This window comes from Haloferula helveola (assembly GCF_037076345.1).
Taxonomy (GTDB): Bacteria; Verrucomicrobiota; Verrucomicrobiia; order Verrucomicrobiales; family Akkermansiaceae; genus Haloferula; species Haloferula helveola.
The window spans coordinates 1,962,128-1,988,458 of sequence record NZ_AP024702.1 but is presented as its reverse complement, the minus strand read 5'-3'; the positions used below and the strand labels follow the sequence as shown (position 1 = coordinate 1,988,458).

Annotated in this window: 19 protein-coding genes; 9 read left to right on the top strand and 10 right to left on the bottom strand. The window is 63.7% G+C overall.

Annotated features, from left to right (window positions below; translation table 11 throughout):
- Positions 1-17 precede the first annotated feature (17 nt).
- From HAHE_RS07260 to HAHE_RS07250, 3 genes are all read left to right on the top strand, one after another.
- A complete protein-coding gene (locus tag HAHE_RS07260) occupies positions 18-3,176 on the top strand; it encodes a discoidin domain-containing protein (protein ID WP_338689795.1) in 3,159 nt (1,052 codons plus the stop codon).
- A gap of 103 nt (positions 3,177-3,279) precedes the next feature.
- Entirely contained in the window at positions 3,280-4,665 is a 1,386-nt protein-coding gene (locus HAHE_RS07255; RefSeq protein ID WP_338689794.1) for a serine/threonine-protein kinase, read from the top strand.
- Positions 4,665-5,366, top strand: coding sequence for a hypothetical protein (locus HAHE_RS07250; RefSeq protein WP_338689793.1), 702 nt, complete (start codon positions 4,665-4,667; stop codon positions 5,364-5,366). The genes HAHE_RS07255 and HAHE_RS07250 overlap by 1 nt, the downstream gene beginning before the upstream one ends.
- A 123-nt stretch (positions 5,367-5,489) precedes the next feature.
- Here the strand turns inward: HAHE_RS07250 and fbaA are convergent, their stop codons facing one another.
- Entirely contained in the window at positions 5,490-6,518 is a 1,029-nt protein-coding gene (gene fbaA / locus HAHE_RS07245; RefSeq protein ID WP_338689792.1) for a class II fructose-bisphosphate aldolase, read from the bottom strand.
- 137 nt (positions 6,519-6,655) lie between these two features.
- Here fbaA and HAHE_RS07240 point away from each other — a divergent pair, with 137 nt between their 5' ends.
- Positions 6,656-7,498 (top strand): ROK family protein, encoded by an 843-nt coding sequence (locus tag HAHE_RS07240; RefSeq protein WP_338689791.1) that lies wholly within the window; start codon positions 6,656-6,658, stop codon positions 7,496-7,498.
- A gap of 241 nt (positions 7,499-7,739) precedes the next feature.
- Here the strand turns inward: HAHE_RS07240 and HAHE_RS07235 are convergent, their stop codons facing one another.
- Positions 7,740-8,096, bottom strand: a complete 357-nt coding sequence (locus tag HAHE_RS07235) for a hypothetical protein (protein ID WP_338689789.1) — start codon at positions 8,094-8,096, stop codon at positions 7,740-7,742.
- A 196-nt stretch (positions 8,097-8,292) separates the two neighbouring features.
- On the opposite strand from HAHE_RS07235, the gene HAHE_RS07230 reads away from it, so the two are divergent.
- On the top strand, positions 8,293-9,663 hold the full coding sequence (locus tag HAHE_RS07230; RefSeq protein WP_338689788.1) for a hypothetical protein: 1,371 nt from the start codon (positions 8,293-8,295) through the stop codon (positions 9,661-9,663).
- 3 nt (positions 9,664-9,666) lie between these two features.
- On the opposite strand, the gene HAHE_RS07225 is transcribed toward HAHE_RS07230, so the two are convergent.
- The 4 genes from HAHE_RS07225 to HAHE_RS07210 form a co-directional block, all read right to left on the bottom strand.
- Positions 9,667-10,038: a phosphatase PAP2 family protein gene (locus tag HAHE_RS07225; RefSeq protein ID WP_338689786.1), complete on the bottom strand. Its 372-nt coding sequence runs from the start codon at positions 10,036-10,038 to the stop codon at positions 9,667-9,669.
- A gap of 383 nt (positions 10,039-10,421) precedes the next feature.
- Positions 10,422-11,861 carry a hypothetical protein gene (locus HAHE_RS07220; RefSeq protein ID WP_338689784.1) on the bottom strand — a complete coding sequence of 480 codons (1,440 nt, stop codon included), beginning with the start codon at positions 11,859-11,861 and terminating at the stop codon, positions 10,422-10,424.
- 145 nt (positions 11,862-12,006) lie between these two features.
- On the bottom strand, positions 12,007-12,813 hold the full coding sequence (locus HAHE_RS07215) for a hypothetical protein (protein WP_338689782.1): 807 nt from the start codon (positions 12,811-12,813) through the stop codon (positions 12,007-12,009).
- A gap of 61 nt (positions 12,814-12,874) precedes the next feature.
- The gene (locus HAHE_RS07210) at positions 12,875-13,054 is read right to left on the bottom strand and encodes a hypothetical protein (protein WP_338689780.1); all 180 of its coding nucleotides are present in this window, start codon (positions 13,052-13,054) and stop codon (positions 12,875-12,877) included.
- Between HAHE_RS07210 and HAHE_RS07205 the strand changes: the two genes are divergently transcribed.
- From HAHE_RS07205 to HAHE_RS07195, 3 genes are all read left to right on the top strand, one after another.
- Entirely contained in the window at positions 12,966-13,400 is a 435-nt protein-coding gene (locus HAHE_RS07205; protein ID WP_353415599.1) for a YchJ family protein, read from the top strand. The two genes, HAHE_RS07210 and HAHE_RS07205, sit on opposite strands and share 89 nt — an antisense overlap.
- Before the next feature lie 312 nt (positions 13,401-13,712).
- Entirely contained in the window at positions 13,713-17,945 is a 4,233-nt protein-coding gene (locus HAHE_RS07200; RefSeq protein WP_338689775.1) for a beta strand repeat-containing protein, read from the top strand.
- Between the two features lie 113 nt (positions 17,946-18,058).
- A complete protein-coding gene (locus HAHE_RS07195) occupies positions 18,059-18,436 on the top strand; it encodes a hypothetical protein (protein WP_338689774.1) in 378 nt (125 codons plus the stop codon).
- A gap of 72 nt (positions 18,437-18,508) precedes the next feature.
- On the opposite strand, the gene HAHE_RS07190 is transcribed toward HAHE_RS07195, so the two are convergent.
- The 4 genes from HAHE_RS07190 to HAHE_RS07175 all read right to left on the bottom strand — a co-directional run bounded on the left by HAHE_RS07190 (position 18,509) and on the right by HAHE_RS07175 (position 24,234).
- Positions 18,509-19,540 carry a hypothetical protein gene (locus HAHE_RS07190; protein WP_338689773.1) on the bottom strand — a complete coding sequence of 344 codons (1,032 nt, stop codon included), beginning with the start codon at positions 19,538-19,540 and terminating at the stop codon, positions 18,509-18,511.
- Between the two features lie 481 nt (positions 19,541-20,021).
- Positions 20,022-20,642: a hypothetical protein gene (locus HAHE_RS07185; protein WP_338689771.1), complete on the bottom strand. Its 621-nt coding sequence runs from the start codon at positions 20,640-20,642 to the stop codon at positions 20,022-20,024.
- Between the two features lie 176 nt (positions 20,643-20,818).
- Positions 20,819-22,138: a DUF1501 domain-containing protein gene (locus HAHE_RS07180; protein ID WP_338689769.1), complete on the bottom strand. Its 1,320-nt coding sequence runs from the start codon at positions 22,136-22,138 to the stop codon at positions 20,819-20,821.
- Between the two features lie 11 nt (positions 22,139-22,149).
- A complete protein-coding gene (locus tag HAHE_RS07175; RefSeq protein ID WP_338689766.1) occupies positions 22,150-24,234 on the bottom strand; it encodes a DUF1549 domain-containing protein in 2,085 nt (694 codons plus the stop codon).
- A 179-nt stretch (positions 24,235-24,413) separates the two neighbouring features.
- On the opposite strand from HAHE_RS07175, the gene HAHE_RS07170 reads away from it, so the two are divergent.
- The gene (locus tag HAHE_RS07170; protein WP_338689764.1) at positions 24,414-26,318 is read left to right on the top strand and encodes a DUF1553 domain-containing protein; all 1,905 of its coding nucleotides are present in this window, start codon (positions 24,414-24,416) and stop codon (positions 26,316-26,318) included.
- The last annotated feature ends 13 nt before the right edge of the window (positions 26,319-26,331 follow it).

Below are 26,331 nucleotides of genomic sequence, written 5' to 3'. Positions count from 1 at the left end.
CCGCAGACCCCAGACCCATGCCGACTTCATCTCGATATCTCCTGACACTTCTCCTGGCTGCCGCTGCTTTGGCTCCGGCAGCCCGGGCGGCTTCGTGGAGTGGTGATCCGGGTCCGTGGGGGACGGGTCCGATGGATGCGGCGGTCCAGACGTGGAACGATTATTCAACTTACGGCTACAACTTCCCGGTCTACTACGATTCTGGTATTCCCACCGCCCAAGCGAACTATCTGGGATCGATTGGCTTCGGAGGGCAGGGCAACTACCGGGTCGCGATGCATGAGTCGGCGCACTGGCTGGGAACCGGCTCGGTGTTTGAATGGGATGCCCACCAGCGCTTCGGCGTCTGGAATGGGACCTATGCGGTGAATCTGCGTCGCGCCTACGATGGTCCGGGCGAGCGACAGTTCATCTACGGCGTCCATTACGGGCCGGACGGTGCGAACTACGACGAAGAGGGAGTCAATGGCCCGCGCTTTGTCGGGACGGTCGGGGCCTTCCGGCGTGACATGAATCTCGGCGGTGGCGACCAGACGATCGGCATCGCCTCCGGCAACTACCGGCTGCGACAGCGCGTGGCGGTGAAAATGCTGGAGAACGCCAGCTCGGGAGCCGAAGGAGCGCAGCCGACGCAAGACGCGAACAACTCGGGCGACTCGCAGCTTTGGAATGTCTCCCTGCAGCTCGGCACCCCCTATTTCACGATTCAGAACGTGGCCGGTGGCAAGTATCTCGATTCGCTCGGAGCCACCGGTAACGGATCGCCTGTGGGTCTGACCTCGCTGGCCGGCGGCATTCCGTCCGACAGCCAGTTGTGGCAAATCATCCAGACCGACTCGTTCTTCTTCAAGATCGTCAACAAGGCGAATGGCAAGGGTCTCGACAATCTCGGCGCCACCGGCGACGGCGAGGGGATTTCCCAATGGGATGCGGCCGGGAACTTCAGCTGGAACCAGCACTGGACCTTCCTCAACGCGCTTCCGCAGACGGTCGCCGATCCCGCGGTGGTTTCCCAAGGGCGGCCGGTGACATCGAGTTCGACCGAAGCCAACCATTACGACAACAAGGGCAACAACGGGGTCGCGGCTGACCGCTGGACCGCGGCTGACGCGTCCTACCCGCAATGGTGGCGCGTCGATACCGGGATCGTCCAGCCGATCACCCGTGTGGAGATCGATTGGTTCAAGGACGGCTCGCCGGCATTCCAGTATCAGATCGAGGTCAGCAACAACGACTCCGACTGGACGGTGGTGGCCGACCGAACCTCCAACGGCGTCTCCGGAACGACGGTTGATCCGCTCACCGGCGTCAGTGGCAGATTCGTGCGCGTCACCGTGACCGGTGTGAACTTCGGTGGCTACTTCGCCGCGTTTTACGAGTGCCGGGTCTTCAATGAGAACACGCCGCTGAAGAATCTCTCGCAGTTCCGCCCGACCAGTGCCAGCACTGAGCAGGTCGGGAATCTCGCGGTGAATGCCAACGACGTGGATCCGGTGTTCACCCGCTGGTGTGCCGACTCCTCCGGGTATCCGGCGTGGTGGCAGGTCGATCTCGGCTCGGTCCGGCAGGTCAATCGGGCGGTCATCGCATGGTTCGATGATGGTGCCCGGTCGTATCAGTACCGCATCGAAGGCAGCACCGACGGGACCAACTTCACCACCCTCGCCGACCGGACGGGAAATACCGATCCCTACACCACGGCGGACGAGTTTTCCGGTTCCGCCCGCTACGTGCGGATCATGGTCACGGGAGGAAGCGCGGATTGGCCGAGCATCTACGACGCTCAGATCTTCGGTGCCACCGCGCTGGATCCGACCGATCTCGCCGGCACGGTCGTGGGTGAAGATGTTTCCCTGAGTTGGACCGCCGCGGCGGGCGCCACCGGCTATCAGGTCAAACGCTCGACCACGAAAGGGGGGCCTTACCTGCCAGTGGGGAGCGAGGTGGTGGGAACCGGCTTTGTCGACGACACCGTTTCGCCCGGCACGGTTTACTACTACGTGGTCACCGCGAAGAGCGGAACCGAGGAAGGCGGGACATCGGGCGAGGTGCGGGTGACGACTCCCGGAACTCTCGCGCTGTGGGACTTTGAAGACGGAGTTGCCGGACAGTCGTTCACACCGACCGGGCAGCCGAACGGCTCGGGCGGGTCGGTGGACACCGTGAGCGGCATTCTGATGCGTGGCTACGATACATATGCGGGTCCGACGTGGACGTCCGCGGCGCCTCCGAATGGGGACGGTCTGGCCATGCTCAATGCCGACAACCATCAGGACGGATATGTGACCGAAGGCGTGCTGCACGGGTGGTCACCTGAGGAATGGACGATCGAGTGCACCGTTTTTCTCGAAAGCCTGACGGGGTGGAACACCTTCATCGGTCGCGACGGTGCAAGCCACGGCGAACCCGAGTCCGACTTCTATCTGCAGAATAGCGATGGCGACGACCGTTTTCGGGTCAGTATCGAGACCGTCGGTGGGCAACGCTGGATTCTCGATGGCAATTATACGGTCGAAGCCAACACCTGGTACGCCCTTGCCGCCCGCAGCGACGGATCGACGCTTTCGCTCTGGCTGGACGACGGCACCGGCTACCAGCAGATCGGGTCGTTGGACATCACCGCGCAGAGTGTGGCCGACAACGCGTTGCCGGCGTCGGACTTCGCTTGGACATTCGGTCGCGGCTGGTTCGGGGGCGGCTTGACCGATCACATCGATGGGGGCATGGACAACATCCGGTTTACGGATGGTGCGCTCGGGCCGGAGGAGATGATCCCTCTCGTGCTGCTGACTCCCGAGCAGCAGTGGCGACTCGATCATTTCGGAACGACCGAGAACGTCGGTGACGCGGCCGACGATGCCGATCCGGACGGTGACGGATGGATCAATGCCGACGAGCGGGATGCCGGGACCGATCCGAACGATCGGGGCAGCAATCTCAGGTTCACTTCGCTGTCGCCGAGCGGCGCCGACTACGTCCTGGTCTTTCCGTCGGTCGTTGGCCGGATCTACACGGTCGAGTACTCGGACAATCTCGGTGCGGCGAGTTGGCAACCGGTCCTGACGGCTGGAGTGCCGGCCATCGACCTTGTCGGAACCGGTGGTCCCATTCAGGTGATTGATTCCGGCGGTGCCGGGCATGGCCGCAGGTTCTACCGGATTTCGGTAGGGCCTTGAGGCCCGGATCGGTCTGTGTCTCCGGCCGTGGCGCACCGATTTCGCGATTTCCGAACTTTTTTCGTGATGGCGTCCACGTTCCTTCCAAGGAAGGGATGTAAGGATGAACGACGAACGGTCAGATCACGAAACTCCGGGAGAGCCGCCTGTTTCCGACGGAATCGACGCCAAGGCGGCCTTCGAGCTTGGAGCGGGATCGACGCTTCCGGGGGTTCCCGCTTCATGGTCACCGCCCGAACCGGAGACACTGGACCCGTTGTTTCCCAACTACCGGATCGTCTCCCTTGTCGGCCGGGGCGGGATGGGTGCGGTTTACCGCGGCGTGCAGGAAAGCCTCGATCGCGAGGTTGCGATCAAGGTGCTGCCGCCGGAGATGGCCGAGGTCGACCCGAGCTTTGCCGAGCGTTTCCAGAGGGAAGCGAAGTCGATGGCACGGCTCGACCACCCGAACATCGTCCGGGTGCACGATTTCGGCCGGACGAGTGCCGGTCACTGGTTCATCGTGATGGAGTTCGTCGATGGCATGGACTTCCACCAGCTCATCCGCTCCGGGGAACTCGACGTGACCGGAGCCCTCGATGCGGTAAGTCAGATCTGTGATGCCCTCGAGTATGCCCACGGCATGGGATATGTGCATCGCGACATCAAACCGGAGAACATCTTCATCAACCGGAAGGGTGTGCTGAAGGTCGGTGATTTCGGATTGGCCAAACTGATCGAGGGGGATCCTGCGGGTGCCCCGCAACCGTCGCTCACGCTCACCGGAGCCTCGATGGGCACGCCGTTCTACTGCGCTCCCGAGCAGATGGAGGGTCGGGAGACCGATCATCGCGCCGACATCTACAGCCTCGGCGTGATGCTTTACGAGATGCTCACCCGTGAGCTGCCTCGCGGGAATTTTCCGCCTCCCTCCCGCAAGGCCGGGGTCGATGCGAGACTCGACGAAGTGGTGATGCGCGCCATGGAGAGCGAGCGCGACCGCCGATATCCAAGTGCGGGTGAGATGCGCACCGATGTGGACGCCGTCCGAACATCGCCACCCGCTCCACCAAAGAATCCCAACCCCGATGCAAGCCCTATGAATACGACCACCGCTCCCGTCTCCACCGTCTCCGTCCCTTCCGAGCAGCGCTCCAATGCCAAGGTCTTTGGAGTCATCGGACTGATCTGTTTCATCCTGGCGATCCTCTCGCCGCTGGTGGTGATGCTCGTTGCATCGTCCGTCAAACTACCCACGGTGGTACTGCTCCTCGCGTCACCGCTTTTGCTCCTTCTCTCCCTGATCTTCGGGATCATCGGATGGAAGCATGTGACCGGAAAGATCGCCGTGATCGGGTCGATCTGCCTCGGTTTCCTCAGTGTCGTGATCGGGGTGATCTCCATCTACTTCTTCTCGCTGAAGCCCACAGTCGTGAGCGATGGACCGATGGATCGGACCATGGAGGCCGAACGAGTCGAGAGCATCGAATTCCTTCCCGATCCCGAGTGATGTCCTCCCGATTCCAAGCGACCCGCTGGAGCATGATCCACAGCGCGGCCGCCGCCGAGGATGGCGAGCGCCAGCGGGCGTGGGAGGAGTTCGACCACCTGTACCGGGGGCCGCTGCTGGTCTTCATCCGTCGCTGCGGTTGTCCCGGGGACCGGGCGGAGGACCTCCTGCAGTCGTTTCTGTCCGTGGTTGCGGAGAGAAACTGGCTCGCCGAAGCGGATCCGGAGCGCGGCAAGATGCGGACTTTCCTGCTGACCCGTCTCAAGCGTCACCTCAACGATGCCCGGAAGCATGATCAGGCACTGAAGCGCGGCGGTGGAACGGAGAGCGTTGACTTCGACGAAGTCTCAGCGGTGCTTGCGGATCCCGGCAGCGAGCGGAAGGCCGAGTCGGAGTTCGACCGGGCTTGGGCCAAGGCGATTCTGGACCGCACTCTCCGTTCTCTTGAGGAGAGCTCGGAAGCGCGGGGGACGGGCGAGGTGTTCCGGCTTCTGAAAGGTCAGATTACCGGTGGCTCCGAGGAGAAGCTGGGAGCCGTAGCGGCGACGCTCCAGCAGAGCGAGGGCGCGGTGCGGATGCGCTTGCAGCGCCTGCGGGAGGAGTTCCGAAAACGACTCCGCGCCGAGGTGGCGGAAACCCTCCTTCCGGATGAAGACGTCTCGGAAGAGATGAGATACCTCGCGCAGGTTCTGAGCGAGTGACCTGAAAGGAAAAGGCCCGGCGGGTGCCGGGCCTTGGGAGAGCGGGTTTGTGAGCCTCTGGATGAGGAAGAGGGCAGCTGGAAGCAGCCCCTCCTTGGATATGGCGCCCGGAGGGCGCCACTCCTATTTGCCGTAGATCGTGTTGCCGGTCGACTTGAGTTCGTCGCAGGCCTGGACCATGCGGGCGCTGAGGCTGACTTCGGCCTTCTTGAGGTAGGAGCGCGGGTCGTAGACCTTCTTGGCTCCAACTTCACCGTCGATCTTGAGAACGCCTTCGATGTTCTCGCAGATGTGGGTGACGATCGGGCGGGTGAATGCGTACTGGGTGTCGGTGTCGATGTTCATCTTCACGACGCCGTAGTCGAGGGTCTCCTGAAGGTCCTCGCTGGACGTGCCGGAGCCACCGTGGAAAACGAGGTCCATCTCGGCTTCGGCGCCGTATTTGTCGGTCACCGCCTTCTGTCCGTCGCGGAGGATGGTCGGCTTGAGCTTCACCGCGCCCGGCTTGTAGGCGCCGTGGACATTGCCGAAGGTGGCGGCGAAGAGGAAGCGGCCGATCGGATTCAGCGCTTCGTAAACCTCCACCATGTCCTCGGGAGTCGTGTAGAGCTTTTCGGCAGGCAGGCCGGAGGTGTCGTGACCGTCTTCCTCACCACCGACGCAGCCGGCTTCGACTTCGAGGATGATGTCGAGTTCGGCGCACTCCTTGAGGAGTTCCTTCGAGATCTTGAGGTTCTCGTCGAGCGGCACCACCGAGCCGTCGAACATGTGGCTCTGGAAGAGCGGGCCCTTGCCTTCGGCGATCCGCTCGCGCGAGGCCTGCAGCAGCGGCTTGAGGAAACCTTCGACCTTTTCCGGGTGGCAGTGGTCGGTGTGGAGGGCGACGAGAATGTCGTATTTCTCGGCGAGCCGGTGGACGGCCTCCGCGAGCACGATCGCGCCGAAGGCGGCGTCATTGACCGAGGTGCCGGAAGCGAACTGGCCGCCGCCGGTCGAGACCTGGATGATGCCGTCGGACTTCGCTTCGGCGAAGGCCTTCAGGGCGCCGTTGATGGTCGGCAGCGAGGTGACATTGATGGCCGGATACGCGTAGCCGCCTTTCTGGGCGGCATCGAGCATGGCGCGGTACTGTTCGGGAGTGGCGACTGGCATGGCGGGACTGGGGTAGTGGGCGGGGGGTCGACGCGCAAGGGCGGAAAGGGACAGCAGGGAGGTAGCAGGAAGGGTGCCGGGCGCGTTTCGGGTCTGGGGGCTTGGCGGCGGGAAAGGCCGGTGCTTAGGGTGAAGGCATGATCGCTGGCATTGAGATGGGGGGCACGAAAACCGTGGTGGCCGTGGGTGAGGCGAACGGCTCGGTTATCGAGGAATTCCGCTATCCGACGACCGACGGCCCCGAGACCTTCGCCACGGCGATCGACTGGCTGGGCAAGCGCGGCGTGCCGTCGGCGATCGGAGTTGCGGCCTTCGGGCCGGTGAGTGTCGGTCGCGACCGGCCGGATTTCGGCAGCATGCTGGCGACCCCCAAGCCGGGCTGGGCCGGATTCTCGATCACCGGGGCGTTGGGCGAGGCATTTCCCGAGGCGCGGGTGGAGCTGGAGACCGACGTCAACGCGGCCGCGCTGGCCGAGGCCGACGGCTTGGAGGATCTGGTTTACATCACGATCGGGACGGGCATCGGCGGAGGTGTGCTGAGTGGCGGCAAGCTGGTGCACGGCGTCCTACATCCCGAATTCGGCCACTGGCTGCCGCGGCGGGCGGACGGTGATGATTTCGCCGGCGTGTGTCCGTTCCACGCCGACTGCCTCGAGGGCATGGCCAGCGGGCCGGCGATCGCCAAACGCTGGGGCAAGGAGGCCAAGGACCTGCCGGCGGGACATCAAGCGTGGGAGTTCGAGACGCATTATCTGGCGCAGGCGGTGATGACCCTCCTGGCGACCGTCAATCCGGCCCGCGTGGTGATCGGCGGCGGGGTTTCGCAGGCCGAAGGTTTTCACGAGCAGGTCGAAGCCAAGGTCCGCGAGTGGGCGAATGGGTATTTCCCGGCGCTCGATGAGAACAAACCTTTCGTGGTCCCTCCGAAGTATGAGCAGCAAGCTGGAATCCGCGGCGCGTTGCTGTTGGTCGGGCAGTGACTGATACGTTGTTTCCGTTCGACGCCATGGACCAGGCTACGAAGGGTGCGGATGGTCACCAGCCCCGAAGGGGCGTCGGCATTTAGCCACGGGGTTCACCCCGTGGAAAGCTGCACAATGAGGATCGAGCGCCGAAGGTGCGTAGGCAAAGCGGTTCTACGAGATGAGGCCGACCTCGCCGTCGCCCCTCGCGGGGCTCAATCATGTTGCCGTCCGGGGATCCACGGGGTGAACCCCGGGGCTAAATGCCGGCGTCTCTCCGGGACTCGATGGAGGGCACGGGTTTGACCTCATTGACCGGATCGTCGCCTGCGATCGGTCCGCCATTGAACCACAGCAGGAAACGCCAGATCCCGGCGAGGCCGTAGCCAAGAAGGAAGATGTTCGGCACCAACAGCGCGCAGTAGAAGAGAAAGTCGGACAGGCTGTAGAGTCCCATCGAATTGAACTTCAGCAGGGCCACAGGGAACGACAGGGTCAGCAAAGCCAGTCGGCAGAGTTCGGCGCAAGGAACCGGCAGACCGTCGACCAGGAAGACCGACCACGCGGCCGCCCAGATGAGCGCGAGCCCGATCGAGAGGCGGCCGCCGAGGGTCATACTCTACAGACTAACCGAAAGCGGAGGGTTGGCGAGGTTTTGAAAGCGGCAATGTTGCCGAGTCTCGAGACCGTCCGCGACTTTCAACACCTGACCCCGGGTTCTTCCCGGATTCAACCCGACTCCTCATCCGATCTTGATGCCGGTGCCCGTTCGGGAGAGAGTGAACGCTTCGATGTTCCACCGGACTTCCCTCTTGGCCGCTCGTATTTGGATGGTCGTCGCTGCCGTCCCGCTGTCGGCCGGCCAGATCTTCCTGCTCGATTTCGACACCTACGAAGGAGCCGTGGCCGACAGCCATACCTACACGCCGACGGAGCGTGATCAGATCACCGCGGAAATGGATGCGCACTTCGCGCCGCTCGGGATGAGCGTGACGCAGACGGCGCCGGTCGGGCAGCCGTTCAGCACGGTCTTCTTCAACACAGCCGCTGCGAGTACGTCGGACGGGATCGATCTCGGTAACCGGAATCCCAGCGACAACGCGCAGGTCAACGCGGTCACGATGCTCGGGGTCGTGGACATCGTTCCACCGAACATCACCTCGGAGATGATCGTCCGTGCGTCGGTCAATGTCGGCATGCACGAGGCACTGCACCTTCTCGGGGCCCGACACCAGGACGCGTTCGCCTTGCTCGGTGCCGGTGTGCCGACGTCGGCGGTTGCAGCGAAGTACATCCCTTCCTACCCGGGATTCGCGATGGCAGACCTGACGGAGCGCTCGTTCATGTCGCTGACGACCTTGCTTGGAGTGACGGAGGAGAAACTGCTGGCGGATGACCTGATCATCGGGACCCGGTCGGTGATCAAGGCGATGATGGGCGATCATGTCACGGTGACCCAGCGACTTCCCGGGAACCAGCTCCCCGAGGATGCGCAGCCCGTGTCGGTCGATACCTACGAGATTCCAAACACGATCCCTCCCGGCTACGAGTTTCCGTTCTTTCCCGGAGAGGACGCTTCGACGCTGGTTCTCACCGCGGGGGTGGCGTGGATTGAAGGAAGCATTGGTCCGGGCGACGCGCCGACGCTCAAGAATTACTTCGTGTTGCCGGTGATCGGCGGCCGGCCGTATTCGATCGAGACGTACTCGGAGATCCTCGACTACCGCACCCCGTTCAGCCCGTTCGACACCTCGGTCGCGGCGCTTCGCGAGCTGCCGGGAGGTGGTTTCGGTACCCTCGCGTATTACACCGGATCATCCTCCAACTCCGACGGTTTCGAAGGTTCCGATTCGACCATCACCGATCTTCCGGTTCCTCCGGTTCTGACCTCGATGCTTGTCGATGTGCTTCCGGAGAATGGTGATTTGGCGGGCGACTACGAGTTGCTCGTCTACTCGATTTTGGTCGAAAAGCTACCTGAACTCACGATCGAGCGGAGCGGTGACGACGTCGTCCTTTCCTGGCCGACGACCTCTGACGGATTCGAGCTGGAAGCGAAAACCGATCTGGGTCCGGGACCGTGGACCCGGGTGCCCGACGCCCCGGTCGTGGACGCGAGCTTCTACAGGGTGACCCTTCCGATCATCCCGGACAGGCGTTTCTTCCGGTTGGCGAAGCCATGACGCTCACCACTCCTCGCGGGCGGCTTCGAGCAGCGCCTTGAATTCGGCATTCGAGAGCAGGACGTCGACGAACTTGCGCGCGGCGACCCGTCCCGCCCCGGTGTCGCTGGGATAGTGAAAGCCGGCGATCTCCCGATTGCGGGCGATGCGTAACGCGTCCTTGAGGTAGGTGTCGGCATTCGCCGGATCGAGTTCCTTCAGGAGATAGGCGATCGTGAAAGCCTGGGTGCTGTGGCCACTCGGGTAGGCCGGATGGTCAGGGACGGGAAAAAGATGGCCGAGCTTGGTGTGGAGGAAGGTCGGCCGGACGCGATCGAAGCGGTGCTTGAGCGTGAAGATGACGATGCTCAGGTCGGGCGTGATCGCCTCGAACATCCGGTGGGTTGCGACGTGTTTCCGCGACTTCGGAAGGTCGCCGTAGCGATACTTTCCGAATTGGAATCCGTCGGAAACCAGTTCCTTCCGGACGTCCTCGCGTCGCTCGGTTCTCGACCCGCGGGCCTGCTCCAGATGCGCGAGTTCGGCTTGGGTTCTCGGCGAGCTGTTGGCGGGAGGCGGAGGAATGACGACGCGCTCGGTCCAGTCGGCGGGCAGGAACTTCGGCTTGGCCCGTGTGGCGGCGAGGAACTCGGGATTCCAGCGCTGGGTGTTGGAGAAGCGGAGCTTGTCGAGTTCGGGATCGGTTCCGTCGCCCGACAGGTCCGGCAGGTCATCGGCCTGCAGCGGGAGAAACGGGAGCAGGAGGAAGAGCGCAGCCTTCAGGGAGTGATCACGGATTGGAGCTGCAGGAACCCGCGGCTGCCGGAGAGGGAAATGGCGGCGCGGGCCAGGCCGTCGGCTTCCGGGGCGGGCGCCACGGCGAAGGGCGTCATGCTAGCCGGGTCGGTGCCGCTGGCTGGGGTGAGCGTGAAGCGCGTCGAGGAGGTGAGACGCAGGGGATAGGCGAGTTCCAGTTCGGTGCCGCCGTTGACGAGCGAGCGGACGATCTTGTGGCCGTCCTTCATGGTCGGATCGAGGCCGAGACCGAATTCAACGCCGGCCGGGACATTGTCGCCGTCGCTGTCATCGCTCTCCGGCAGTCCGGTGAGACCGAAGCAGTCCATCCAAGTCGCAAAGGGCATGTCGATCTGGCCGGCGGTCTTGCCCAGCATCCCGCCAAGGATCTCGGTCGCGGTCAGCGGCGCGATGCCGGTATCGTACTTCGAGTTGAAGGCATCGACGATCACGTTGGCGATGACCGCTTGGGCGTTGGTGTTCGGGTGGAAGTTGGCGCTGAGAGCTCCGTTCAGCCAGACGTAGTCGAGGTCGCCGGTGGTCGAGCCGGTATTGAAGAACGGGATGCCGTGGATGCAGAGCGGATCGGCTTCGAGGAGCGGCAGGGTGGGGGTGAAGATGTCGGCAAAGCCGAGACCGCGTGCGTCGGCGAGGCCCTTGAGCTGGGTGTTGAGATCGCGGGTAAGCGCCGTCACCAGAGGGGTCTTCAGCGGGTCGGTCGGGTAAGTCGACTTGATGTCAGGAGTGATGCCGACATGGGGAACCGCGACCACGACGATCTCGACAGTCGGGTTGAGCGCCAGCACCCAGTCGAGGATGAAGGCGGCGTCATCGATGAAGTCGGCGACGAAGGTGCCGGCCGAGCCGCCGTTGTAGATGGTACCGTAGATGCCACGCAGATCGTTGCCGCCGATGAACAACGTGACCCGCTCGGCAACGGAGGTGATCTGTGATTCGAGATCGACCACGTCGAAGTCGGATTCCTGGAAATCGGACGCCTGGAGCAGGGTGACCAACTGGGCGAAGTCGGGATCCTCGTTGAGCAGGTCGTAGAGGGTCGCATCGCCATTCACGAAACGCCGGAGCTGGTCGATCTCCAGCCCGGGAATCGCCCAGTTGTGGAGCTGCCTGAGATAGAGGTTTGCATAGGTCGCGGGGAAGAGCGTCTTCTGCACGCGGATGGTGTCGCGAGTGCCGAGATCGAAGAAATCCTCGCGATAGGAAGACGAACTCAGTAGTTCGATCCAGTTGCGCACGGTCGAGTTGAAGCCGTCGCCAACCGTATTGCCGAAAATCGTTTCCTGAAACGCGAACGACCCCTCGTAGGCAAAGGTCAGGGAGTCGCCGAGGGTGACGATCTGGTCGACGGCGGGAGCACTGGTGGCGAGGGCGATGCCGGCGAGGGCGGAGGGGAGCAGCTTCACGCGGCTACGCATAGACCCGGAATTGCCGCAGGTCGACCAAGGAGATGGCGCAATTCGACAGCCGATCCTTCTGCGGAGGACCGGAACCGCGAAAAGGGCGAAAAGGTGACCGGGGCTCCGGGGTCGGCTGAAGCCGGCGGTCCAATCACTTCGCGAGTCCACGGATGTGCTCGCCGTACCAGTCCGGCGAGCGCCACTTGGTGTGCAGCGGCCAGCCGACGTCGACTTGGTCGAACTGGGTGGTCGCGAACTCGTGGTCCTGGCCGAACCATTCGATCGGCAGCACGCTTTCGATGTCGATCAGCGAAATCACGCCGTCGCACATGATCACGTTGTGATCGATCAGGTCGTAGTAGTAGAAACCTGTCTCCTCGGTCGCTTGGCAGACGAGCGGGCGCATGACGGTGTCGACGTAACGCTCGAACTCGTAAGCAGTCAGCTCGCGGCCGGAACGGATGGCGTAGCCGATGACCGCGCCGTCACGGTCGCGGATGAGGAACTCGAAGAGCGGGCAAAGATAGTTGAAGAACCCCGAACGCAGGGCGTCCTCGATGAACCGTCCCTCGCCGTTGGCGGCGAAGGCCTTCGGGAAGAGCTTGATGTGGCGGCGGGCGACCCGGTCTTTGAAAAAACGGATGCCGCGGGGCTGCCAGCGGCCGGGCCGGCCGAACTCGTCGAGCTCCGGTCCGTCTTCCGATGCGACGAAGGTCTTGTGCGGGTCGTACTGGAACTCGCTGAATCGTTTCGGGTCCGCGAGATCAATGCTGTCGATGCTCCGTGACGGCGGCTCTCCGGGCGTGGCGACCGAGCTTTCCATCCAACCGGCGACCCGGCGGGCGAGCTTCTTCTCCAACTCCGCGTCGTAGCGGTAGGAAGTCGCTTTCTGAAGGGCGTAAAGCCCTGCGCGCTTGGCCTTGCGCAGAGCCCGATCTCTGAATGTGAGGGGGGACATCGGACGGCCAATCTACCGGAATCGACACATCACCCCAAGTCGATTGTGACGGATCCGACACCTACGGGATCACGTAGCGTGCCCTCCCACATGAGGAGGACTCATCGATGGAAAGCATCGCCAGCGCCTCTGCTCCGATCCAATCTCCGGCCATGAGCGACGGCCCGAGACGCGGTGAAAGGACCCGGAACGAGCAGCCCTGCCCCTGCGGCAGCGGGCAGCCGTATGTGTCCTGCTGCATGCCCTTTCTCCACTCCAAGACCAAACCGGCGACGGCCGAGCAGCTGATGCGGTCGCGCTACAGCGCCTACTACTTCCGCAAGGTGGACTACCTCGTCGAGACGACCCATCCCGACACCCGGAAGCCCGGCTTGCGGAAGGAGCTGACCAAAATGGTGCCGCAGGTGAACTGGGCCAAGCTGACCGTGCTCGCCACCGCCAAGGGCGGCCGCGAGGACAAGGTCGGGAAGGTCGAGTTCATCGCGAATTACTTCGTTCAAGGAGAGCCCTTCGAACTCCACGAGGTCTCCCGTTTCCGCCGCCACAAGGGCGACTGGAAGTATCTGGATGGCAAGGGCGAGGGTTAGGTTGGCGACGGGGAGGGGTCAGCGACCGATGGTTGCGCCTGACACGGGGTTGATCGGGCAAGCGAAAGCAAGAAGTGTCATGCTTCAGGAGGCGATGAGCTGCCTCAACGGGTCCGCTTTTGCCTCAAGGGAGCAGTCTAAAGAGCTCATGATCAATGAGTTGAGCCCCATGGTTACGGACGCAACAATAAACCAAGTTTGCGATTGAGGTCAAAGAATCAGTCATGTAGATCCTTTATGCTCAGCATTATTGAGTTTTGTTTCCGTCTGAACCGGAAACCCCCGACCCAATCCCACACTGCCCAAGACCTCATGAAATCCATCGATCCACCTCCCCACCATCGGCGCTATGCCGCATCATCCTCGGTTGTTCTGCGAACCGCCGCGTTCTCCCTCATCACGACCGCTGTCGGTAGCGCGGCGACGGTCAACTGGTCTTCAGCCCCGTATGTCCACTCCGACGCCAGCGCCGGGACCATGGGAATCGATCAGTTCGACCAGAGCGACCTGCCCTTCCTCGCTGTCAATCTCGGGGCGGGAGGCGCGACGCTGACGCAGTCGGCCGATCCCGACATCGACTTCGCTGCCAGTGATCCGCGTCTCGGGCTTACCAATCTCGGGAGCAGTTATGGCGGCTTCCACGCAAACAACGGCTCCGCCAACAACCTGATCTCCCGGACCGGAGCTTACTCGGGTTCGGTCGGGACCGTGACGATTTCCGGACTGTCGATCGGTGAAGACTACCGGGTGCAGCTTTACCTGATGGACGGCCGCGGAGGCGGCCTCGCCGGACGCTACGTCGAAGTCGATGGGATCAACCAAGGCGTCTATGGCAATGGCGTCTCGGGCTCGACCTGGGGGGACGGCCTTCTGGTAACAGGAACCTTCACGGCCGATGCCAACCAGCAGAGCTTCACCATCCAGACCTTCAACTCCAACAGTTCTTCGGCGGGCACGCAGCTGAATGCCATCGTCGTGCACGGCACCGCGCTCTACTGGGACGGCCAGAACAGCGGCGGAGGGAATGGCTCCAGCGACAACTGGGACAACGCGACCGCGAACTGGAACCCGCTCGATGACTTTACCGGCATCGCGACTTCCTGGATCGGCGGACGGAATGCCGCGTTCACTGGGACGGGAGGGGCTGTGAACCTCACCGACACGGTCCTGCCGAAGACGCTCTTCGTAACTTCACCCGGATATTCCCTGACCGGCGCGACGCTTGAGCTGAATGACGCCGCGATCAACAACAGCGAGGACTTCGAGGTGGCCGCGACTGTGACCGGAACCGGCACGTTCTCGAAGTCGGGTGCGGGCTTGCTGACCCTCAGCGGTGACGGATCCGGCTTCACCGGATTGCTCTCGAATGCCGACGGGTCGACCGCGCTCGCCTCTGCCAACTGGGCCAGCGCCGGCTTCTTCGTCCCAGCGGGCACGCTCTACGCCGACCCTGTCGGAACGATCACCATCGATGCCCTGGAAGTCGGCAACGGCACCGTCTCCATCGCACCTGGCAGCGGAATCGAGATCGCCAGTGGGGTTCTCGATTTCACCACCGGCCAATCAGGCCTCGTGACGGGTGGCGGTCCGCTCACCTCGTCGCTGGCAACGCTGACGGTCAATGGCAGCACGGTGAACGATGGCGGTATCGGCACAGCCAACCAGCGGATTTTCACGGAAATCACGGATGGAGGCGGCGCGGTGACATTGGTGAAGAACAACAAGAATCAGCTCTCGTTGGCTGCCGCCAACAGCTACACCGGCGGCACAACCATCAACGGCGGCCGCGTGGTGTTCAGCGGCTCGGGAGCCTTCGGTCCCGGCGACGTTACGATCAACGACGGCGGTCAGGTCTTTCTCACCACCAACCAGTCCAACAACGCGATTATCAGCGGTCTCGGTGCTTCGGAAGGGGCCGGCAAGCTCGGTGCGATTCGCTTCGAGAGCACGACGTGGAACGGCAACGTGACGGTGGCGAATCCGTCGCGGGTCGTCGGCTACAACAACAAGAGCGGTGCCATCACCGGTGACCTCCTCGGCAGCGCCGATCTGGAGATCAACATCGCCTCGAACGCCACCGCCAACGGCACGATCAGCCTGCTCGGCGACGGCAGTGGATACACCGGTACCGTGACCGTATCCGGAGGTCGCTTCAACACCGGTGCAGCGCTTGGCGGCAGCGTGGTCGTCGGCGACCCGGCGACCCTCGGTGCGGAAGGTTCGATTGCCGGAGACCTGACACTGGGTACGACAGGTGGCGCGACCTTGGTCGTCGACCCGAACAGCCCTCCGAGCTGCAACGATCTCTACCTGAACGGAATCACGACCGTGGTGCTGTCCGCCGCTCCGCCGGTCGGCTCACCGCTGACCGTGGTTTCCTACGCCGGCAACGTGAGTGACGACGGGGCTCCGGGCGATCTGACCGACAATCTCGACTTCAACTCGACCGGTTTCCGGATGGCCACCTTCAGCGACAACATGCCCGGGATGGCCATCGAGCTCGATCTGGGAACTGTGGCCAACACGTGGACCGGTGCGGGTGATAGCGTGTGGGAAATCGGCGGCGTCTCGACCAACTGGAGCAACGGAACCGACAGCCTGTTCTTCATCGGGGACTCCGCGCTGTTCGACGACACCGCGAGCTCGTTCAACGTGGTGGTGGATGACACCGCGGGATCGGTCGTGCCGAATTCGGTCAGCTTCACCAATACCGCGGGCAACGACTACGTCGTCAGCGGCGCGGCGATCGCGGGCGGAGGAATGCTGAGCAAGACGGGTAACGGTGAGCTGACCCTGACGAACAACAACAGCTACTCGGGCGGCACCTTGGTGAGCGACGGGCTGCTGCGTCTTGGTAACAACACCACGACGGGATCGATCCAAGGGCTCACCACTGTGAATGCGCCGGGCACGGTTCAATACTTCCGGAGCAATGGTGGCGGCGTCGGCGCGCTGACTGGTGACGGCAACCTGTTGATCAACGGCAACGGTCTCTCAGGGCAATCGCAGTATGATGTCGTTGGTTCGACTGCCGGTTTCAGCGGCAAGCTCGTCATTGACGACGCCCGCCTGCGGATCGATCCGCCGGACTTCGATGATATCACTTCACCGATCCAGGTGCTGGATGAGGGGCAGGCGTGGCTGATTGCCGGGACGCACAACGAGGATCTCGAAGTCACCGGACTTGGCTGGCTTGAAGGTGCCGGCCGTCTGGGTGCGATCCGCTTCGAGATCAACGCGGTGCTTGCGGGTAACGTCACGCTTACCGGTGACAGCCGGTTGGTTTGCTACCAGGGAGCGGGCTCGGGTCGTGTGACCGGCCAGATCAGCGGTGGCTTCGAGTTGGAGAAGTGGGGAGCCAGCGGGCTGATCCTGGATCCCGCCGCGCCGAACACCTACGGCTCAACCCGTGTGACCCAAGGCGTGCTGAGCGCCGGAGACCAAGGTGCTTTCGCCTTCAGTCCGGGTCCGCTCAAGGTGAATGGAGGATCGCTGCGCCTCAACGGTTGGGATTTCTCGTTCGCCAGCCTGTCGGGCACCGGCGGCGATGTGGGGAACTACTTCGGAGGAGTCGCATCGACACTCACCGTTGGGTCGGACAACTCGAGCACGAGCTACGACGGCACTATTGTCGACGGTGGTGCGGAGGTGCTCAACCTGGTCAAGGTCGGCACGGGCACCTTGGTGCTGAACGGCGCCAACACCTACACCGGCACGACCGAAGTCAATGATGGCGCTCTCGGCGGCACCGGCTCGCTGACTTCGAGTGTCACGGTGGCGGCGGGCGCGGGAATCGCACCGGGAGCTTCCGCGGGCACGCTGACGATCGATGGTGACCTCGACCTGTCTGCCATGGCGGGAGGCGCGGGCGTCCTCGACTTCGAGCTCGATGCCATCGGTGCCAGCGACCAGATCGTGGTCACCGGCGATACCGCTCTCGGCACTGGAATCTTCGGCTTCTCCGACTTCAACTTCACCGACCTCGGGGGGCTGCAGAACGGCGTTTATGTGCTTGTCCAGAGCGGCACCCTGAGCGGCACCTTCGATGGTGCTGATCTCAGTGGTCCGATCGGCTCGGCGACGGGCACCTTGCAGGTGAACAACAACGACATCGAACTCCTCGTGACCGGCGCGGGTACGGCCTACGATGCCTACGAAGTGGCGAACAACATCGTCGGAGCCGGACCGGAGGCGGACTCGGACGGTGACGGCATTGCCAATGGGATCGAGTTCGTAGTTGGCGGCATTTCCGATCCCGCCGCCAACAGCAACGATAGCGACCTGCTGCCGACGCTGACCGACAACGGTGGCAGCGTGACCTTCTCGTTCCGGCTCACCGATGAAGCGGCTTCGTTCAGTCCGGACATGTGGTCGGTCGAATTCGACGAGGACCTCGTGGCTCCGTGGACCACGGCCGTCGATCCCGGCAACGCGACCATCAGCGTCACGCCCGACGGAATGAATCCATGGAGCACGGTCGAGGTTACCGTCGCCAAGCCCGTGGCAGGGAGGTTGTTCCTCAGGTTGAGCGTGACCCTGCCCTGAGATTGGAAGACCGCTTCTCAAGCACGAGGCCGCCCGGAAATCCCGGGCGGCCTCTTTTGCTTCCGCGAAAGCGAGGGGTTGACAGTCATCGGCTGAAATGCTGTTTTTCTAGCATGAAGACGAAGTGGATGCGGTCGTGGCTTTCGATGGCGGGTGTGGTTTCGGGGAGCCTGATGCTTTCGAGCTGCTGGTGGGGTGTCTCGGACGCGCCGCTGGCGACGAATCCGCCGATGACTCCGCCCGGGACTCAGTTGCCACCGGACGAGCCGACTCCGCCCGAGGAGGAACCCGAGCCGGAGATCCGCCGCGATCCGAACCCGTTGCCTCCGTCCGGGTCGGTTCCGGTGGCGCGCAAGGTGCCGGGTCGCGACGGGTTCGTTTTCAGTCCGTACAACAACAAGCTGGTCGACGTCGCGGGCTTCCCGAGCGGCGCGCTGGTGGCGGACCCGCACTATCCGGCTTCCGAGAAGAAATACTTCAAGGTGCCCTGACGCTCGGGCGCCGGGGTCGTCTTGCCTAGCGAGCCGGGTGCGCGAGTGGGCTCGCGCGGTCCGCCTTACGGCTCACGACTCGTCCTTGTCGACGGTGATCGCGGCCCTCGGCGTGGAGGCTTCCTTCGGCGGTCCGAAGTTGAGCTTCTTGGTTGCCGGGGCGCCGGGCTTGGCGGGTGGCGGAACCGTCTTGGGCGGGTTCAGTTTGATGGTCGGCGGCGGAGGATTGCCGGCGGCGGGGGGTGCTCCCAAGGTTGGAGTTTTCGATTTCTCCGGTTCGGGTTCTTGTTTGGCTACCGCGGGCTTCGGAAGCGACTTTGGTTCCTCTTCTGCGACCTCGGCTTCCGGCTTTGGCGATTCGGCCGGCTCGGAGGTTTCGGCCTTCTTCGCCTTGCCGGCGTCAGGGGCTCCCATTTCGGAATCGAAGCGACGGTGCTTCGGGTCGACCCGGTCGACCGGGATGGTCACGGCAGGCGGCGGGCTCGGGTCGGCGCCCTTCTTCGCCTCCTGCTGATACATGTCGTTTTCCAGTTCCTCGCCGGCGGCGGGTTCGAGATTCGGAACCTTCACCGGAGACGTATGGTGGCTGACCTTGCTGGTCAGCTTCATCGCTTCCTTCGGATCGCGTTTCATCCAAGGCAGTTCGCCGAGCTTCGGCTTGCGATTCTTGAAGTCGCCCCACAGTGATTCTTCGTCGTCGGTCCAGAGGATGAAGTGCTCAAGCTCCGGATTGGCGAAAGAAGGATCGGCTTCCAGGGCAGCTCCGTAGAAGCGGGCGGCCTGGAGTACCATGCCGTGGTGCATCAGGGCGTTGGCCAGTCCGAGGTTCTGGACGGCCTTGCCCTTGTTGTGTTCGAGCAGCGCGGTGAGGAGCCGGATCGATTTTCTCGGCGCGGCCTTGGCCAATACACGCGCGGCGAAGGCCAGTTCGAGGTCGACACTCGGGATCTCTTCGGCGTCCCAGATGACGTGGGCGGCGTCGCCGAACTCCCCGCTGTCGTAAAGCCGGTGGGCCAGTGACTTGCGTGCCTCCCAGTCGGAAGGGTCGTTCTTTACGGCGTCGCGGAGCGATTCGAGATTCGGGTCCTTTGCGTCTTTGCTCATGGTCGATTGGGTTTCGGTCGATCGCACCGGTCGTCCCGCATCGTCCGGCGCGCAAGTTGGAATCCGTGGGTATGACAATGGAGCAGGGGGCCGCTTCCGTCGGGAAACCACCTAGCGGGCCGGGGTTATTTCCGGGTGCCGAAAGGATGCCGATACTGGTTCGCCTCAAAGTCCCGAAGGGACGCCGGCAGTTAGCCACGGGGTTCACCCCGTGGTCTCGTGCGCAACGGAATTTTGGAGCCCCGTGAGGGGCGAAGGCGAAGCGGGACCCATCGGTTGCTCGCGACTCCGCCTGCGCCCCTCGCGGGGCTTGGGAATCTCACTGCGAACATAACCACGGGGTGAACCCCGTGGCTAACTGCCGACGCCCCCTTCGGGGCTGGAGTTTGTGACGGGCCGCCGTCGCCACTCTAGGGCTGGAGCCGGCGGTTTCGCCATCGATCCCGCGGGGCTGGAGATCCGCTTCTTGGTATGCCGGGACTCAACGCCCGTGGCCGGCTGCGGCGAAGGCCTCCTCGTGGGATTGGATCTGAAGCACGGCCTCGACACCGCCATGGACGGCGGCGGCCTTCAGGAGATTCCGGAGCGCGGACCCGGAGGCGCCGCCTCGTCCGATCAGATCCTTGACGTCCTTCTGTGAAACGAGAACGCGGAAGCCGAAAAGCGACGGCGCGATTTCGCGAACGGTCACGTCCACCGAATGCGGATCACTGACGAGGCTCGCCACGGTGAATTCAAGGAAGCTGCGAAGTTGCTCCCGCAGGGCTTCCTTCTCGGACTTGCTGAGACGTCGGGTTTGCTTGGGTGCGCTGGAGTGGTTCTTGAGCGCATCACGGAAGTCCCACTCGATGACCTTGTAGTGGGCGGTGCGCCGCACCATGCCGGCGATGTCGACTTCCCGGTGCGCGAGGCGTTGGACCGCCGGCATCACGTCGCCGAGCTCCCAGTCGGTGACCTTGGTGTTGCCGAGCCTGCGAAGGGAATCGCCGATCTCAAGGTCGCGCACGTCCTTGTGCAGGACCTCCATCAAGTCCCACGGGGTCACCTCGATCTCCCCGAGTTGACGCAGGGATTCAGTGAATTCGGAAAGTCGCTTCGGCATGGATCGCCACGGGTTCACTTCCGTGGCTTTCGTTCAGGCTCACGGAATTTCAAGTGATCCTGCCGAATTGGTGACGCAAAGGCAAGGTTGGGGGTTGGAACCCATGCCACCGGGGTAGGGCGGCGGACAAGCGAGGGCGCTTGTCCCTACCTTTCTTAAAACGGAAGCGGCCTCGCTCAGGAGAAGAGCGAGGTGATCGGCTTGCCGTCGAGGCCGCCCATGCGGAACGGGCGCTTGGTCGGCGACATCACCGGCAAGGCGTGCGGCAGGCCGAGGGCGAAGGCCATCGTCGCGTTGAAGTCCTTCGCGGTGACGGCGTTCTCGACGACGTTCGACGCGGTCTCGTCGGTCGCTCCGTAAATCTGGCCACCCTTGATGCCGCCGCCGGCCATGAGCGCGGAGAAGGCTTTCGGGTAGTGGTTGCGGCCGGCGTTGTTGGTCACGATCTTGGGTGTCCGGCCGAACTCGGTTGCTACGACGATCAGAGTACTTTCCAGCATGCCGTTCGCCTTCAGGTCGCCGAGCAAGGCGGAGAGGGCCTGGTCGAGAACCGGGATCTTCTGCTCCATCTGCTCGAAAGCATCGGCGTGCCAGTCGAAGCCGCCGTATTCGACTTCAACAAAGCGCACGCCCCGCTCGACGAGGCGTCGTGCGAGCAGCACGCCCTGGCCGAAGCGATCGGTGCCGTAGGCGGCGCGGACGTCCTGGCTTTCCTTCGACAGGTCGAATGCCTCGAGATCCTTCGAGTGCATCATGTTGACCGCGGAATCGAAGACGTCGTTGTAGGCGCGGACCGCCTTCTGGCCACCGTGGAACTTGGTATCGAAATCGTGGTCGAGTTCCTTGCGCAGATCGATCTGGCGCTGGAATGACTCGTCATTGGTGTCGCCGCGCTGGCGGACGTTGCGCAGGCCCTGTTCGGGAGCGCCGATCGGCAGCGGCGAGAATTCCGGCTCGAAGAACCCGCCGCCGGGGTGGCGGTTGGCGCCGCCAACGAGGACGAAGGACGGCAACTCGTCATTGATGGGGCCGGCGAGCTTCGAGACCCATGCTCCGGACGACGGGTGGGTGATCGTGCCGCGCGGCGCGTAGCCGGTGTGCATCACGTATTTCCCCTCGGCGTGCGCACCCTGCTTGGTGGTCATCGACCGGATCAGCGCGATCTTGTCGGTGTGCTTCGCGAGCAGCGGCAGGCAGTGGCCGAGCTGGATGCCGTCGACCTTCGTCGAGATGGCTTTCGTTGGTCCGCGGTAGGCCTCGGGGGCGTCGGGCTTCGGGTCGAAGGTGTCGATGTGGGTCATCCCGCCCGACATGTAGAGGTAGATGACGTGCTTGGCTTTGCCGCCACCGGCACCGACGACCCCCGGGTCGGCGGCGAAGGCGCGGGAGTTGAACAGGTTGGCCATCGAGCCGCCGATGGTCAGCCCGAAGCAGGTTTTCGCGGTGCGGCTGAGGAAGTCGCGGCGGGAGAGTTCGTCGAGGCGATTCGGGTTCATGGCGGTCGGGATTACTGGATGAAGAGGAAACGGTTGGAGGTAAGCATCGCGCGGGCGAGGTCGCGCAGCGCGATCCGGTCCTCGGCGAACTTCGAGTAGCGTTCGATTTCCTCCTCGGTCGGAGGCGTGGCGTAGAGGGTGATGAAGAGGGTCTCGATGCGCTTCTCCGGCGACTTGATTGCCTCGATGTTGCGGCCGAGGGAGCTGCCTTTGCCGCGGAACACGTCCATCTGGTAGTCGTTGAGCAAGGCGAGTGCCTGAGGGACGGTGGCAGTGGTGTGGGCCGATGACGGCGTTTCGCGGTCGGAGCCGCCGAACTCGCGAACGAGCGTTCCCGCCCGGAATGGTGTGGGATGCTCCGATGCACGGAGGCCGGAGTCGCGCTTGCCGTTGCCGACGCGAGTGTAGCGCATGACCGGCTCGGCCATCATACGGGCCTCCTGGACCTTTTCACGAATCTTGGCGAGTTCGCGCTGCGCCTGCCGCCGTTGCTCCTCCGTCTTCGCCTCGGCCAGCTTCTTCTGGGCGGCGCGTTGTTCGGACTGGGCCTCGCGACGGAGCTCTTCGCCGGCCCGTGCGGACTCGGCGAGGATCACCATGTCCCGAGCCGGGGCGTTGAGGAGGTCGGAGACCTTCTTGCGGTAGTCGTCCCACTTGCGCTCGAAGGCCTGCGTCGGCGCGTCGTTCACCTTGCCGCGGGTGAGTACGAGGAACGAGTCGTAGATCTGCTCGGCGCTCATCCGGGTGAGTGCGGGGCCGCGGAACGCCAGAGGCAGTCCCATGGCCGGTTCCTCCGTAAGGCATTCGCGTTCGAAGAGCCGGGTGTGGAAAAGGATGCGCAGGAACTGGCGGAGGTCGTAGTCCACGCCCTTCATCGTCGTTTCGAGGTAGGCCAGCACCTCCGGGTGAAGCGTCTCGGAGTCCTCGTCCCAATCATCGACGGGATCCACCAGTCCGTGACCGAAGGTGCGCTGCCACATGCGGTTGGCGATGACCTTGGTGAAATACGGATTCTCCGGTGAGCTGACCCACTCGGCGAAGAGCTGCCGGCGTTCCTCCGGGGCGACGTCCTTGAGGCGGCGGCCGAAGAGCGTCTCGGCCGACACGACCGAGCCCGGCTTGGCGTCGCTGTACTGGTAGTCTTCCGGCAGGGTCAGCGCGACCGACGGGTTGTCGTGCAGCGCGTTCTTGGCGAAGTCCTTGAACAGCGGCCGGAACTGGCGCGAGAGGGTCTGGAGCTTGCGCTGCATCTGCTGCTTGCGCTCGCGTTCGGCGCGCATCGCCCGGGCCTTCTTTTCGCGTTCCGCCTTCATCTTCGCGGCCTTCGCTTTGGCCTCCGCCGCCTTGTTGGCGGGAGCGAAGTCGGCCTTCGGAGCGGCCTTCTTCTTCTGATCCTTCTCGAGGATCGTCATCGAGAGGTTGCGGACCGTTTTCTCGGCCTCCTGACTGCGGTACTGGAAGCCGCCACCGAAGGCGGCCATCTGGTAGTATTCGTACTGCGACCAGTCGTCGAAGGGATGGTCGTGGCACTGGGCGCAGCCGATCTGGCGGCCGAGGAAGACCTGCATCGTGTTGCTGAAGTTATCCAGCTGCATGTTGCGGTCGCGCAGGTAGTAGCCGACCGCCGGGTCGGAAACTGTGTGGCCTTCCGAGCCGAGCATCTCGCGAACCATGTCATCCCACGGCTTGTCCTCGGCCAGCGACTTGCGCAGCCAGACATGCCAGCCCAGCCCGAACTGCTCCTGGCTGGTCTGCACCCGCAGCAGGTCGGCGGTCCAGTTGAAGAGGTGCGAGTCGAAACCCGGCGAGGCGACGAGTTCGTCGATCAGCGCGTGGCGCTTGTCGGCCGACTTGTCGCTGAGGAAACGGGTGGCCTCGTCGTGGGAGGGAATACGTCCGATGATTCCGAGGTAGGCGCGGCGCAGGAAGGTCGCGTCGTCGATCCGGGCGGTCGGCTTGAGGCCGGCGGTCTTCAGGTCCTGCTCGAGAAGCTGGTCGATCTTGGCCGCCGCCTGGCGCACGGTCTTTTCCGGCAGCGGTTTGGCGCCCGCCACAAGGACGAGGGCGGGGAGCAGGGTCAGGAAGGTCGCTTTCATCGGATAGGTCAGTTACCGCGCTGTGACTCAGAAAGTTGCGCGGGGAAGTTCATTTTGTGCCGGGGTCCGGCAAAATGGGGCCTCGGAGATGCCCGAGTCCGCGAAACCTATCCGATTTTGACCCCTTCGGCAGGCGATTTTTGCGATGAACTTTGGCGGTCCGGTGCGTAGGTTCGCCCATGCGCCTGAGAAATCTCGGACTTTTCTCGCTGCTTTGCACCGCCCCGGTGCTGGCCGAGGTCGACTTCGCCCACGAAGTGGTGCCGCTGCTGCAGAAGCACTGCGTGGAATGCCACGGCGGCGAAAAGTCGAAGGGCGGCTTCTCGATGAACACCCGGGCCCTCGTGCTCGACGCCGACGTCACCGACACCGAGAAGCCGGACCGTTCCCTGCTGCTCGAACTCGTGCTGAGCGACGATCCGGACGAGAAAATGCCTCCGCCGGACAAGGGCAAGGACGCGCTGACCCCGGACGAGGTCGACATCCTGCGCCGCTGGATGGCCGCCGACCTGCCGTGGGAAGAAGGCTTCACGTTTGCCGAGGATCGCTACGAGCCGCCGCTGAAGCCGCGACCGGTCGAGGTGCCCGAGGGTGCGCCGGGAACCAACCCGATCGACCTGCTGGTGCGTGAGTATTTCACGGCCAACGAGATCACGCCGCCGGAGCCGGTGAGCGACGAGGTGTTCCTGCGCCGCCTGTGGATGGATGTGCTCGGGCTGCCTCCGGGCGAGGACGCGCGGGCGATGCTGTCCGCATCGGGCCGGCTCGACCGCGACGCCGCGATCGAACGCGCGCTTGGCGACTCGACCCGCTACGCCGAGCACTGGATGACCTTTTGGAACGACTTGCTGCGAAACGAGTACTCCGGCACCGGCTACATCGACGGCGGCCGGACCCAGGTAACCGCATGGCTCTACAAGGGACTGCTGGAGAACAAGGCGTACGACGACTTCGTCCGCGAGCTGATGGTGAAGCCGGAGGCGAAGGGCTTCATCGGAGGCATCAAGTGGCGCGGCGAGGTGAATGCCAGCCAGACCCGTGAGATCCAGTTTTCGCAGAACGTCTCGCAGGTGCTGCTGGGCATCAACATGAAGTGCGCGTCGTGCCACGACAGCTTCATCGACAGCTGGAAGCTCGAGGATGCCTACAACCTGGCCGCGATTTACTCCGAGAAGCCGCTCGAACTGCACCGCTGCGACAAGCCGACCGGCCAGACGGCCAAGGCGGCATGGATTTTCCCGGAGCTCGGGCAGATCGACCCTGAGGCGCCGCGCGACAAGCGGTTGGCCCAGCTCGCCGACCTGATGACCCACCCGGAGAACGGCCGGATGCAGCGGACGATCGTGAACCGCCTGTGGGACCGCCTGATGGGGCGGGGGATCGTTCATCCGGTCGATGCGATGGGCACCGAGCCGTGGAGCGAGCCGGTGCTCGATCTGCTCGCCAACAAGATGGTCGAATCCGACTACGACCTAAAGGCGGTGCTGAAGCTGATCCTCACGTCGCGGACCTATCAGTCGAAGGCGGTCGTTCGCTCGGAGGAAAGCGGGCCCTACGTCTTCCGCGGACCGGTCCGGAAGCGGATGACGGCCGAGCAGTTCCTCGATTCGATCCGCCGCGTCACCGGTGTCTGGCCGAAACCCGACGGCAAGGCGTTCAAAGGCGGCGCCCAAGGCGGTCAGCTCAAGGCGGTGATGGATGCGCATGGGTTGAAGGATTGGGACAACCGGCCGATCCGCACCGTCTTCGCCCCGCGCGACGCGTTGCAGGCGGCGCTCGGTCGCCCGAACCGCGAGCAGGTCGTCTCCGCACGCCCCGATCTCCTGACCACCCTCGAAGCCATCAACCTCGCCAACGGTCCCGAGCTGTCCGGCTTGCTGAAAGAGGGAGCCAAGCAACTCATGGCCCAACCGGATCCGGCCGCCGTGATCGACCGGCTTTTCCTCGAAGCCCTGACCCGCAAGCCGACCACCGAAGAGCGGATGATCGCAGAGGCCCTCGTCGGCAAACCCGCCACCGCCGCCGGCATGGAAGACCTTCTCTGGATGGTCTTCATGCTTCCCGAATTCCACTACGTGAACTGAAACCAACCTTCCC

What these genes read in the sequence shown, in the direction of transcription:
- HAHE_RS07255 (WP_338689794.1), top strand. Translation starts at nt 3,280, where the DNA reads ATGAACGACGAACGGTCAGATCACGAAACTCCGGGAGAGCCGCCTGTT.
- HAHE_RS07250 (WP_338689793.1), top strand. Translation starts at nt 4,665, where the DNA reads ATGTCCTCCCGATTCCAAGCGACCCGCTGGAGCATGATCCACAGCGCG.
- HAHE_RS07260 (WP_338689795.1), top strand. Translation starts at nt 18, where the DNA reads ATGCCGACTTCATCTCGATATCTCCTGACACTTCTCCTGGCTGCCGCT.
- HAHE_RS07200 (WP_338689775.1), top strand. Translation starts at nt 13,713, where the DNA reads ATGAAATCCATCGATCCACCTCCCCACCATCGGCGCTATGCCGCATCA.
- HAHE_RS07240 (WP_338689791.1), top strand. Translation starts at nt 6,656, where the DNA reads ATGATCGCTGGCATTGAGATGGGGGGCACGAAAACCGTGGTGGCCGTG.
- HAHE_RS07225 (WP_338689786.1), bottom strand. Translation starts at nt 10,038, where the DNA reads ATGTTCGAGGCGATCACGCCCGACCTGAGCATCGTCATCTTCACGCTC.
- HAHE_RS07190 (WP_338689773.1), bottom strand. Translation starts at nt 19,540, where the DNA reads ATGAGCAAAGACGCAAAGGACCCGAATCTCGAATCGCTCCGCGACGCC.
- HAHE_RS07180 (WP_338689769.1), bottom strand. Translation starts at nt 22,138, where the DNA reads ATGAACCCGAATCGCCTCGACGAACTCTCCCGCCGCGACTTCCTCAGC.
- HAHE_RS07185 (WP_338689771.1), bottom strand. Translation starts at nt 20,642, where the DNA reads ATGCCGAAGCGACTTTCCGAATTCACTGAATCCCTGCGTCAACTCGGG.
- HAHE_RS07210 (WP_338689780.1), bottom strand. Translation starts at nt 13,054, where the DNA reads ATGCAGCAGGACACATACGGCTGCCCGCTGCCGCAGGGGCAGGGCTGC.
- HAHE_RS07205 (WP_353415599.1), top strand. Translation starts at nt 12,966, where the DNA reads ATGAGCGACGGCCCGAGACGCGGTGAAAGGACCCGGAACGAGCAGCCC.
- HAHE_RS07195 (WP_338689774.1), top strand. Translation starts at nt 18,059, where the DNA reads ATGAAGACGAAGTGGATGCGGTCGTGGCTTTCGATGGCGGGTGTGGTT.
- HAHE_RS07170 (WP_338689764.1), top strand. Translation starts at nt 24,414, where the DNA reads ATGCGCCTGAGAAATCTCGGACTTTTCTCGCTGCTTTGCACCGCCCCG.
- HAHE_RS07235 (WP_338689789.1), bottom strand. Translation starts at nt 8,096, where the DNA reads ATGACCCTCGGCGGCCGCCTCTCGATCGGGCTCGCGCTCATCTGGGCG.
- fbaA (WP_338689792.1), bottom strand. Translation starts at nt 6,518, where the DNA reads ATGCCAGTCGCCACTCCCGAACAGTACCGCGCCATGCTCGATGCCGCC.
- HAHE_RS07215 (WP_338689782.1), bottom strand. Translation starts at nt 12,813, where the DNA reads ATGTCCCCCCTCACATTCAGAGATCGGGCTCTGCGCAAGGCCAAGCGC.
- HAHE_RS07175 (WP_338689766.1), bottom strand. Translation starts at nt 24,234, where the DNA reads ATGAAAGCGACCTTCCTGACCCTGCTCCCCGCCCTCGTCCTTGTGGCG.